The 11,739-nt window shown below is 48.2% G+C and carries 8 protein-coding genes and 2 pseudogenes; 6 read left to right on the top strand and 4 right to left on the bottom strand.

The genetic code is table 11. The annotated features are described in order from the left end of the window. Both RMO84_RS05495 and RMO84_RS05490 read right to left on the bottom strand, forming a co-directional pair. Window positions 1–308, bottom strand: a pseudogene (locus tag RMO84_RS05495) (hypothetical protein); the annotation flags it as partial. A 93-nt stretch (window positions 309–401) separates the two neighbouring features. Continuing rightward, window positions 402–1,538 (bottom strand): phosphotransferase, encoded by a 1,137-nt coding sequence (locus RMO84_RS05490; protein ID WP_310487469.1) that lies wholly within the window; start codon window positions 1,536–1,538, stop codon window positions 402–404. Window positions 1,539–1,879: 341 nt separating this feature from the next. Between RMO84_RS05490 and RMO84_RS05485 the strand changes: the two genes are divergently transcribed. From RMO84_RS05485 to RMO84_RS05470, 4 genes are all read left to right on the top strand, one after another. After that, a complete protein-coding gene (locus tag RMO84_RS05485) occupies window positions 1,880–2,434 on the top strand; it encodes a hypothetical protein (RefSeq protein WP_310487468.1) in 555 nt (184 codons plus the stop codon). A 114-nt stretch (window positions 2,435–2,548) separates the two neighbouring features. Next, window positions 2,549–5,350: a peptidase domain-containing ABC transporter gene (locus RMO84_RS05480; RefSeq protein ID WP_310487467.1), complete on the top strand. Its 2,802-nt coding sequence runs from the start codon at window positions 2,549–2,551 to the stop codon at window positions 5,348–5,350. A gap of 158 nt (window positions 5,351–5,508) precedes the next feature. Further along, on the top strand, window positions 5,509–7,665 hold the full coding sequence (locus tag RMO84_RS05475; RefSeq protein ID WP_310487466.1) for a response regulator: 2,157 nt from the start codon (window positions 5,509–5,511) through the stop codon (window positions 7,663–7,665). 92 nt (window positions 7,666–7,757) lie between these two features. Further along, window positions 7,758–8,516 (top strand): peptidylprolyl isomerase, encoded by a 759-nt coding sequence (locus tag RMO84_RS05470; protein ID WP_310487465.1) that lies wholly within the window; start codon window positions 7,758–7,760, stop codon window positions 8,514–8,516. A 117-nt stretch (window positions 8,517–8,633) separates the two neighbouring features. On the opposite strand, the gene RMO84_RS05465 is transcribed toward RMO84_RS05470, so the two are convergent. Further along, on the bottom strand, window positions 8,634–9,332 hold the full coding sequence (locus RMO84_RS05465) for a sigma-70 family RNA polymerase sigma factor (protein ID WP_310487464.1): 699 nt from the start codon (window positions 9,330–9,332) through the stop codon (window positions 8,634–8,636). Window positions 9,333–9,568: 236 nt separating this feature from the next. Here RMO84_RS05465 and RMO84_RS05460 point away from each other — a divergent pair, with 236 nt between their 5' ends. Together RMO84_RS05460 and RMO84_RS05455 are read left to right on the top strand one after the other, a co-directional pair. Next, window positions 9,569–10,126, top strand: a complete 558-nt coding sequence (locus RMO84_RS05460; RefSeq protein ID WP_310487463.1) for a thioredoxin domain-containing protein — start codon at window positions 9,569–9,571, stop codon at window positions 10,124–10,126. A 149-nt stretch (window positions 10,127–10,275) separates the two neighbouring features. Continuing rightward, window positions 10,276–11,499: an NAD(P)/FAD-dependent oxidoreductase gene (locus RMO84_RS05455; RefSeq protein ID WP_310487462.1), complete on the top strand. Its 1,224-nt coding sequence runs from the start codon at window positions 10,276–10,278 to the stop codon at window positions 11,497–11,499. Window positions 11,500–11,517: 18 nt separating this feature from the next. Here the strand turns inward: RMO84_RS05455 and RMO84_RS05450 are convergent. Next, window positions 11,518–11,739, bottom strand: a pseudogene (locus tag RMO84_RS05450) (gluconate kinase); the annotation flags it as partial.

The raw sequence follows: 11,739 nt of genomic DNA, 5'->3' as shown, positions 1-11,739 counted from the left end.
GAGAGGCTTTGGCAAAAATCGATATCAATACCATTAAGCAGATTATTTTTAATGGTAACTGGCCGTTGGGCGGCGATCGCTAGCTCGGCTAGACTCCTTAAACTATGACTAAAGTAGATATCGTAGAGATAATGCTGGACTTGAGTAGTTAGATATTTGAGCTGGAGCGGTGCTGGTAGATCGGGAAAGTTAGCCGCTAGATCCGATCGCAGTTCGAGTGCTGGGTAGTCGGGATGGGAGACGGTGAATTTTTCGTCGATCGCAATGCTTTCGACTAGATCTGTGAATAGCTGTTGCGAATTTGACATGGGATTACTGACTGAATGATTTGCTAAAAACTCGGTAAATCCCGTCTATGGGCAAGGATGAAGGCTGTTTGTTGCTAATTTCATCATTAAGTTTTAACTTTGAGAATTGCCAAATAAGGTCTTCATTGCTGCCTGCGGGGTACAAATTGCTTGTTTGGCAACTTGCAGCATGACGATCCCCCGATTGCCAAATACCCGATGCTCGTCAATAGTAATTTCAACGCGTTGAATGAGCGATAAACCGGCAAATTGGATCGCTCGATCGAGATAGTCGGGACGGACGTCGATAATTGCGGGAAAATTCTCCAGATAGGCATTTGTTAGTGCTGATAGGGATGGTTGCAGTAACTCTAAAGGTGTCGTGGCTAACTGCAATGATTCATTAATAGTGAGCGTATTACTAATGACTAATCCATTCAACCAAATTTCTAAATAGCTACCTAAGATACAGCCGAGATCGAAGGCGGGATCTCCCCACGCCACATTTTCCCAATCGATCAGGCGAATTATTGGCGATCCGGGTTGTTGCCAGTCGAGATCTAGCAAAATGTTATTAATTTTCAGATCGTTATGTACTAAACAACTCGGTGCGATCGCATCGCGCAGCTCGACGATTGCCCGCGATAAACTCGGGAAACGTTGGTAAAGTTTGAAAAATTGCAGGCATTCTTGCGGCACGACTCGCAAGATTTGCGGCGTAATCCGTCCCAACCGTTTAATAATCTCATCGGCATAGCCTTTATCTATCGTCGTAGCAGCATCGGGATGCAAAAATTGCTGGTAATCTATGCGCTCGAATGTTTGACTGTGAATGGTGCCGAGGAGCTGACCGATCGATTTAGCGATCTCGATTGGGAATCGATTGCCCTGCGCGTAATAGTCGGATAGATCGCCATAATCGCTGGCGTATTCCACGATCGAGATTGAGTTGTCCGGATCGAAGTGAAGCAACTTTGGTAAAAAATTTCTAATCTGCTCGCCAAAATCGGCAAAATGTTCGACTAGCCGCTGCATTTGCCAAGCCGTCCACAACTCTCCGTAAGCATTATCTGGATCTGGCAACCGTTCTTGTTTGACTAATAAGTGTCTGCCGTCACTAAATTCGATCGCTAAATTAAAGTTTTTGGCATTAATTATAGCGATCTTGCTAGTATTGCAATCGGCCAAATCGCAGTATTTTATCTTTGCTAAATATTCAAAGACATTACTTGTATCTAAGATAGTTCTCATTTTAAAACTCAAGAGAGGTTGCCTGACTATGCATCGATCGGAGTCAGATCTTGGACTTCATCTAGTCTAGGATAGCTTATTTCTTTTTATTTTCATTGCAACAGCTACACTGGCCATCGCAGTACCAAATCTGCGATTTAGGGGATGAGGTCGCTCCAAATTCAGCATTATTGCCGATGTCAGATAAAAATGCAATCTTTTTTGACAAAGTTTTCTTAGATCGACTCCTAAAATATTTAACATTAGTTAATCTTAAAATTAAGAAATAGTAAAATGCTTAGGTAATAGCTTGAAACATCGCCTAAAATACTGCCAGATTATCAGAGTTTGGCAGCATTATTATGACTCAAATTAATCAGCTCGGTAGAGAGGAGTTGCGTATCAAATATCTAACTCAATTTCAACGTCAATTACTAGAAAAACAACTTAGCATCGAGGTAATTCCTGAATATCGGCAGCGAATCGAAATCATGCTCTTAGCCGATGAGAGCAAAACCCAAACCCAAATCTGTCGGATGTTGAGCTGTTCGCCATTGACAGCCAGACATTGGATCTTCGTTGCCAAATCCGGTCAAGCTCACAATTGGCAAACCCAGCCGATCGGTCGCCCCAAAACCGTCACATCGGACTATTTAAACCGCCTCAAACAATTAGTCATCACCAATCCCAAAGACTTAGGCTATCCATTTTCACGCTGGACGGGACAGTGGTTGAGCAACCATCTGTGCCAAGAATTTGATATTGGGTTGAGTGCTCGGCACATCAATCGGTTGATTGGCGATATCCGAGTTGACGATAAGTTAACAGATCTTGTGGAGTGTCAACAACACCAGCCGCTTGGTTCGCGGAATTTGAAGATTGCCGATCTGTCCGCTCGGCAGCTACAGCCAGAATAGCGACTGGCAAGCGATAGCAACTCCGTCGCGATCGAATCAAACATCACATCGGCATTCGATCGGTCGTGTTGCTGGCGACATTAACTGTTTTTGTTAACTATTTTCTGGTGATTTATGGCTCAAACTCCGCCTGTTGTAACCGTTGCCAGCGATTTACTCGTACAGGCACTCGGGACAGAAATCGCGCTCCCAGATCTGGTAAAAATTCAAGCGCAGACACAGGTGCTGTCGATCGTTCCCGGCACGAGCTTTTGGCAATCTCGCGACGGTAATCCGGGCATTTATATCGTCCTAGCAGGCAAAGTGCGGCTGTTCGATCTTCAGGGTCAGCGGATTGCGACCCTAACTGTCGGCAAAAGTTTTGGGGCGAGTACGCTGTTCCCGACTGACGATTTGCGTCACTACGTCGCTAAAGCCGCGCTCGTCGTCGGCGGGACAGAAATCTTGCTGGGATTTATCGATCGAGACTGTATCGAGTCTTGGTGGCATCAATATCCAGCGATCCAAGATCGTTTATCCGAGCGTGCGCGCCACCTCGAAGCCATCCTCAGTGGCGATCGCGAGCCATCGGCTCTACACCAGCCCCAGCGGGGGCTACAGCCCCGCCTGCCACTAGTCGATGTCCCCTTGCGTACGAGCGTACCGAGCGCGCCGTCAAGTGCCGCAGCTCCCGCAGTTCCCCCGCCAGTCGCACCCGATCGCTTCAAGCAAGCTTATTTCCCGACTCCCAGTCAAAAGCTCGGACAATGGTGGAAAAAAGTTACCCATGCTTATCCCTTCTACGCTCAACAAAGTGCCTCCGATTGTAGTGCCGCTTGTGTGGTGATGGTCGGTCGGTATTGGGGGCGCGAGTTTAATATCAATCGGCTCCGCGAACTGGCGTATGTCAGTCGCGATGGCGCGTCGCTCAAAGGATTGGCGACTGCGGCGGAGAGTCTGGGGTTTAATAGTCGTCCAGTCAAAGCTAGTTTCGATCGATTGGCAAACCAACAGTTGCCGGCCATCCTGCACTGGGAGCGCAAACATTATGTGGTCGTCTTCGAGATTACCCCCCAACATGCGATTATCTGCGACCCCGCGATCGGCCAGCGCAAATTGACCCATGCCGAATTTAACCAGGGTTGGACGGGTTATTGTCTGCTGCTCGAACCCACCCTTGCGCTCAAACAGACGCCAGGGCAATCGACGGATTTTTGGCAGTTGTTTCAGCTCGTCAGGCCGCACCGGACGGTAATTGCCGAGATCTTTATCGCGTCGATCGTGCTCCAGATTTTTGGGCTGATTTCACCGATCTTTACGCAGCTCATTCTCGATCGAGCGATCATTCACAAATCTGATAGTAGTCTGGCGACGTTTGGCGTCGGGTTGCTAATTTTTGGCGGCTTCCAGATTGGAATGACTGCCTTGCGACAATATTTAATGGCGCAGACTGCCAACCGGATCGATGCCGCGCTAGTGATTGGCTTTATTCGCCATACGTTTAGTTTGCCATTGAGTTATTTTGATTCGCGACACGTTGGGGATATTATCTCGCGGATCCAAGAAAATCATAAGATTCAAAGTTTTATCACCGGGCAATCTTTGGGCGTACTGCTCGATCTGATGTCGGTGTTTGTCTATGCCACGCTAATGTTTATCTATAGTTGGAAGTTGGCACTGGTAACGCTGATTTCGATTCCGCCGTTTCTGATCTTGACCTTTGCTTCGACGCCATTTTTGAAAAAGATGTCGCGGGAAATCTTTAATGCTTCAAATGCCGAAAATAGTTATCTGATCGAAGCCCTGAATGGCGTACGGACGGTCAAATCGATGTCGGTGGAGAAATCCGTCCGCTGGAACTGGGAAGAACGCTTGAACAAAGAAATCAAGCAAAGCTATCGCGGCCAAATTATGGGGATTAAAATCCAGATGATTAGCTCGACGATTAATACAATTAGCAGCACGGCACTAATTTGGGTCGGGGCATCGTTGGTGATTTCCGGCGAATTTACGATCGGTCAATTATTTGCGTTTAATATGCTCTCGGCTAACGTGATTAGCCCTTTTCAACGCTTGGCCGGACTGTGGAATAGCTTACAAGAAGTTGGGATCGCGATCGAACGGTTGTGCGATGTGATTGAAGCTAAACCGGAAGAAGACCGCGACGATCGCCGTCAACCGATCGGCAAACTCCAAGGTTATGTCAAATTCAAGAATGTCACTTTCCGCTATAACAAAGATGCCGATGCCAATATTCTCGAAAATATTAATTTTGAGATTCAACCGGGGCAAACGATCGCGCTAGTGGGTCGTAGTGGCTCTGGTAAAACGACCCTATCTAAATTAATTTTAGGACTCTATCAACCGACTAGTGGCTCGATCGACATCGATGGCAAAGATCTCTCGACTATTTCTTTGCATTCCTTGCGATCGCAAGTTGGTGTTGTCGATCAAGATACATTTTTATTTGGTGGCACTGTCAAGGACAATTTAACCCTAGCGATGCCAGGAGCTAGTTCCGAACAAATCCAGCGGGCTGCCGAACTCGCTGGTGCGGATGAATTTATCAATAAGATGCCGATGCGCTACGACACCGAAATTGGTGAAGGTGGCAGCATGTTATCGGGCGGACAACGCCAACGACTGGCGATCGCCCGCGCCTTATTAAATAATCCCCGGCTCCTAGTTTTTGATGAAGCAACTAGTAGCTTGGATACCGAATCAGAACAAATCATTCAACGTAATTTAGAGAAGATTCGGCGCAATCGCAGCACGATTATTATCGCTCATCGCCTTTCGACGGTGCAAAATGCCGATCTAATTCTGGTGCTCGACAAAGGTGTATTAATTGAGAGCGGCAACCATCATCAATTGATGGCCAAGCGCGGTACATACTATCATTTAAATCAGCAGCAAGTAGTCACCCTGCAAGATTAGATTCCAATCTCTACCGATCGCAATATTTAATACTGAAAAGGTTATAAAGCTGGATTATTTAAGGCGAATCAAAAGGATTTACCTGACTAATTCGATCCTCTAAGCTTAATATAAAAGGCAGTTATCAATTATCAATTATCAATTTTTAAACCGTTCTTATGCTTGCTAATCAGTCCTCAACACCAGTTATCAAAATTTTTTTAGTTGACGATCTGCGAGTTGTCCGCGAAAAAGTCAAGGAGATTCTCCAGCCACATCGAGATATTCAAATCGTCGGCATCGCGACAGATGGGGATAGTGCGATCGAGCAACTCGAATATTTGCAGCCGGATACGATTTTACTCGATCTCGATATGCCTCATCTCGATGGTTGGGCAACCGCGCGCATTATCAGTCACGAATACCCCCACATCGACATCATTATTCTCAGCAGTTCGATCGACGATCGAGCCGATCGTCCGGCGATTCCTAGCATCAAAGAATTTATCGATAAAAGCAATATCGAGGACATCGCTAGCAAAATTCGCGCCGTACGCGATCGCCAGCCCCGCAATCGTCCCAGTCAGCTGGCTGTGAATCCCAAAGACGATCGCTTTACGCTCCAAAATTCGGCAATTAGTCGGATCGATCGAGATCGGTTTAACGATAATTTTCCCAGTCAATTCGTCACGTCGATCGCCCAGACTAGCCTCACAAAACTCAATGATTGGTCGAATTCTGCCAAAGAATTAATCGATATGATGCCGCTGCCCTGGACGCGGGGCTTGTTATATTTGCTGATAATCTTTTTGGGAATAACGATTCCGTGGGCGTGTTTGTACCGGATGGATGAAATCGGGATCGCGCGCGGGCGATTAGAAGCCAAAGGATCTACCCTCAAACGCGAAGCCGATATTGAGGGCAGCGTCGCCGTTCTCAAAGTTTATGTCAAAAAGGGCGATCTCGTGAAAGCCGGACAGGTCATTATGGAACTCGATGCTCGCAATGTGCGCGAACAAATTTCCCAAAATCAGCTCAAACTTAATGGCGAACAACAACAACTAGATCGATTGCTCGCCATTGAAAATCAAGTTGGTTTGGGAACGAGTGCCCAACAGCAGCAAAATCAAGCCCAGCTCCTCGAAAAACAATCCCAAATCGCCCAAGCCCAACAAAGTCTCGCCACCCTCGCCGCTAATTCTCACAATCAAATTGCGGAGAAATTAGCCCAGCTCAACCAAGCCAAACAAGCCTTAGTCGATCGTCAATCCAGTGACAATCTCCAGAAGGCCGAAAAGCTCACGCAAGTGCGCCAAGCCGAGCAAGCGGTAGTCGATGCCCAAACCAACCATCTCATCGCTCAGAATCGGTTTAAAGACGCTCAGAACGAACGGCTGCGCTATCAAAGACTCTATGAAACCGGCGCGATTTCGGAAGTCAAGGCTAGAGAAGTAGGCAGTGTTGCGCTGGAAAAAAACCAACTGTTTACCCAAGCTTTTGCCAGTCTCCAGCAAGCAAAATTGCGCGTCAAAGAACAACGCGAAAATTACCAAAAACTGCTGCAACAGGGTCAGTCGGATGTCGCGCAAGCCAAGCTGAGACTAAAAGAACAACAGGAAAGCTATCAAAGCGTCATTGCTAAAAATCAAGCAGAGATCGCTCAAGCCAAATTAAGAATTACCGAACAACAACGCGGTGCTCAAAGTTTAACTAAAGGTGGCAATATTGCCGTACTGAAAACAGAGCAACAATTCAAAGAAATTCAGAGCCAAATTGCGACCTTGAAATCAGAGATCGAGCGCGATCGCGCGCAGGGGCAATCGCTATTGGCTCAACTCAAAAAATATACGATCCAAGCCGATCTCGACGGCACAATTTTCGATCTGCCGATCGCGCGTGAAGGCTCAGTCGTTCAGCCCAAGCAGCTCCTAGCGGAAATTGCCCCGGCGACAGGCGATCTGATTTTTAAAGGTGAAATTCCCGCCAACCAAAGTGAATCATTGCGTTCGTCTCCGGACACAGCTCAAGTTGCGAGCAACGTTCAAAAAGATGTCAAACTCAAGTTCGATGAATTTCCGTTTGAAAGTTATGATGTCGTGCCCGGAAAATTGGCTTGGATCGCGCCCACCTCTAAACTCAGCCAGGGAGCAACAGGTGGTACCGTTGCTAGTTATGATATAGAGGTTCAACTCGGTCGATCGTGCATCAAGCACGAACAAAGGTGTATTCCCTTCAAATCAGGTCAACCAGCAACGGCAGAAATCGTGATTCGCAATCGCCGCATCATCGATTTTATTCTCGACCCGTTCCGGAAGCTGAATAATGGCAGTCGCTAGTTCGCGCCAGAAATTACGACGATCGACTAATTAATACCGAACATTGTTTCTATAAAATAAGTTTTAGTTAGCGCGAGTAAGTAGAGTCAATAATGGTAGCAAATGTAAATATCGATCCCAGTTCCAAGATTAGCGATCGAGATTTGATTTATGAAGCCAAACTGAAGGGCAAAATCCCCGAACTCATGCGGGGCGTTATCCGCCGCAAAACGATCGAACGCCAAGTCAAACAAGCTGGCATCAGTCCCACTGTTGAAGACTTGCAAGCCGCAGCCGATCGCTTTCGGCTCTTCCATCAGTTAGAAACCACCGAAGCTACTAAAAAATGGTTGGACGAAAGGTTTCTTTCACTCGATGATTTTGAAGACATCATTACTCAAGATCTGTTGTCTGAGCGACTAGCCCAGCATTTATTCGGCGATCGAGTCGAGAAATTATTCTACCAAAACTTACTCGATTATTGCACTGCAACGATCTATGAAGTGATTTTAGAAGATTACGAGCTGGCAATGGAAATCTACTACTCCTTGCAAGAGGGCGATCTCAGTTTTACGGATGTGGCACAACAATATATTACCGCCCCCGAACTCCGGCGGCGCGGTGGCTACGTCGGTAAGGTCGTCCGCAAACAACTGCGCCCCGAACTAGCTGCCGCTATTTTTGCCATCAAGCAGCCCCAACTACTCGAACCGATCGTGACTGCGGTGGGCATTCATCTGATTCAAGTCGAGGAGATCGTCGAACCAAAATTGGACGCACCACTGCATCAGCAGATTTTGAATGAATTATTCGATCGGTGGTTAGTCGAGACAATCGCTGCCGATCCCGAATACAGTCAGATTCAGATCTAAGTCTCGATCGTAATTCCAATTCCTGCGGATCCCCTATATAAGCGAAGTCCCGTCGCCATCACCCCGCCATCGCCGCTGGCTCTGGCGGAGTGATGGCGACAAGGGCTTGAGCTAGTATCACAAGTCTTTATGTAGATAAATATCCCGAATGTCGTTCGGAACCGCCGCTTCGAGCTGTTCGTAGCCTGCGGCTAAATAGGTGGGAATCTCCCCAGTCGAAATTTTTTGGCCTTCACCTTGCAGGTATGCAGAAATCCGCTGCTCGTTCCATTTAAGACTTTCGGTCATCACCACAATCAACCGCGATAGTGGCGGAATCGCGTCGAGTCCGCGTTCGAGATAACATCTCAGTGGTGGCGGTGCTTCGGCTAAAGTGGAGCGAATGTGGCTTGCAGTGGGAACTTCCACCCGATCGATCGTGCTGCCAGTAATATCCATCAACCAACTTTGCCAGTTTGTCGCTTCGAGATCGGTAGCCAGTTGCACCCGTCCGAGTTCGGCAAAAATTTGTCGCCAAGCGATCGCAAACAGGTAATCTGCCTGAGCTTGGGACTCTACCGCTTGTTGGACGACACTATGGACGATCGCGCCATAGCGACAAAACAATGCTGTGAAAAATTTACCCTGTTCGGGATGGAGCTGATGCAAGCCGACTAACTCACGATCGCTACGATCGGCTAAAGATTGTAAAATCTCGTGGTTGGCTTCGGCGAAAGTGGGGATGGACAACATCTTTAAATCGTTGACAGTTAACAGTTGCGGCTCAAACTCCAGTTTGAGTACCAGTTGACGAGAGTAAAAGACCGCGATGTGCAAGTGGGATGTTCCCGCCTAGTTCGACACATCAGGACGAGAGTCGATCGTTTAACCTGCGTTTGGGATCGGACTAGCCCCGATTTTAAGCGGTGGGGGGCCGGAGCAGTCAATATTCGTGAAGACGAACTGACGTTAGTTTACCATCCGATCTCCAAACTACTAGATCGGGTTTTACACTAGTGACAGGCACGATATATTGAGCTTACAGAATCATCTCATCAGTTAAATTTATTTATATGCAATCCGCTCCCGCTCCCAATCGAATGCGCAACTTTGCGATCGCGACAATTGCGATCGTCCTCGCGATTGCCCTCGCCTTAGGCGTGCGATCTCAAAACTTTGGCTCTAGCCTTGAAGCCCAAGCCACTCAGGCACAACCGATCGACATCGCCTTAAGCAATGGTAAGCCCACCTTGATGGAATTTTATGCCAATTGGTGTACCAGTTGCCAAGCAATGGCTCCAGATTTAGCCACCATCAAATCCCAATTTGGCGATCGGATGAACTTCTCGATGCTCAATGTCGATAACACCAAGTGGCTCCCAGAAGTGACTAAATACCGCGTTGACGGCATTCCCCACTTTGTCTTTTTCGATAGTAAGGGTAAAGTCCTCGCTGAAGCGATCGGCGAACAACCCCGCCAAATTCTCGAAACTAAACTCACCGCTCTGATCGCCGGAGCGACCCTCGCCGACACCGCCACCACCACCACTGGCGAAGTCTCCAAATTCACCCCCAAAGTCGTCCCCAGCGGCGATGTTCGCAGCGAAGATCCCCGCGCGCATGGAGCTTAAATTAGGGGGTAGGGGATAGGGGATAGGGAATAGTGAATAATGGATAGATTGTATTTATACAATCGTCCCTCCGTTCTGTCTCCCAGTCTCCCAGTCCCCTCGTCCCCCAGTCCCCTAATCCCTACCCCCTATCCCCTATCCCCTATCCCGTGTCCCAAATTATCATTATCGGCGGTGGCGCGGCGGGTTTCTTTGCGGCAATTACCTGCGCGCAAACTTATCCCGATACTCGCGTTACCTTGCTCGAAGCTGGCAAATCGCCTCTGGCTAAGGTCAAAATATCTGGTGGGGGTCGATGTAATGTCACTCATGCCTGTTTCGATCCCGTTGCGCTCGTGCAGCATTATCCACGCGGCAATAAAGCATTGCGGGGTGCTTTCACGCGGTTTCAGCCGCAAGATACGATCGCTTGGTATGCCGCGCGTGGCGTCCGGCTCAAAACCGAAGCCGATGGGCGGATGTTTCCGACTACCGACGACTCGGAGACGATCGTCAGTTGTCTCATGGACGCAGCAGCGAAGGCTGGTGTCAAAATCTGGACGGGTGAAGCCGTGGCCGAAATTAGCCCCCAACAGCCATCCGGCTGGTCGGTAGCTCTCAAATCGGGGACGGTATTAACCGCCGATCGAGTCTTGCTCGCGACAGGTAGCAATCCCAGTGCCCACAAGTGGGCGCAACAATTAGGACACTCGATCGCAACTCCCGTCCCATCGCTATTTACCTTCAATATCCCCGATCCGCGTTTGGCAAATCTGGCTGGCGTGAGCGTCAAAGCTGCGACTGTCAAGTTAGCTGGAACAGGTAAAAATGCCTTAACTCAAACCGGCGCACTCCTCATTACCCATTGGGGTGTCAGCGGCCCCGCCGTGCTGAAATTATCGGCTTGGGGCGCGCGATCGCTAGCGGAATCTCGTTATCAAATGACACTCTCGATCGATTGGTTGCCCGATTATCGCCCCGACAAGTTGCGAGAACTGATTTTAGCAGTCAAAGCTCAGTTACCTCAAAAAACGATCCAGAATAGTTGTCCTGTGCCGATTCCCCACCGCTTGTGGGAATCTTTGACTAGTTATATCGGCATTCAACCGAGCGACAGATGGGCGGGATTAGCAAATAAAACACTCGATCGATTAATTAACGAACTCAATCGTGGCGAGTATCAGATCGCCGGCAAGGGCGTATTTAAGGAAGAATTTGTCACCTGTGGCGGTGTCGATCTCAAGTCGGTAAATTTCCAAACGATGGAAAGCAAAGTTTGTCCTGGTTTGTATTTTGCCGGCGAAATTCTAGATATAGACGGGGTGACTGGTGGTTTTAACTTTCAGAGTGCTTGGACGACTGGCTATCTGGCAGGATTAGCTATGGGCGGGTAGTGCAGATCCCGATCGATTTTACTCGGCATATCGCTGCCACCACGGCCTATTGATACTCGGAAATTCTTGGGCTAATTTGCTAATAATTTCATCGGGTGCGAGTGGATTCGCTAGATCGATCGTCGAGATCGATTCGTCTGCACCAATTGCTTCAAATGCTGCTAGTTGGCTATCGAGCATTTCTGCTGTCATAAAATGGTCGGGTCTGGCTTTAAGCCTTCGTTGTAGCTCTAGTTTGGG

The sequence above is a fragment of the Chamaesiphon sp. VAR_69_metabat_338 genome, from assembly GCF_031423935.1.
In the GTDB taxonomy this organism is placed as follows: Bacteria; Cyanobacteriota; Cyanobacteriia; order Cyanobacteriales; family Chamaesiphonaceae; genus Chamaesiphon.
The sequence above is the reverse complement of the archived record's forward strand: the minus strand, read 5'-3'. Positions and strand labels throughout refer to the sequence as shown.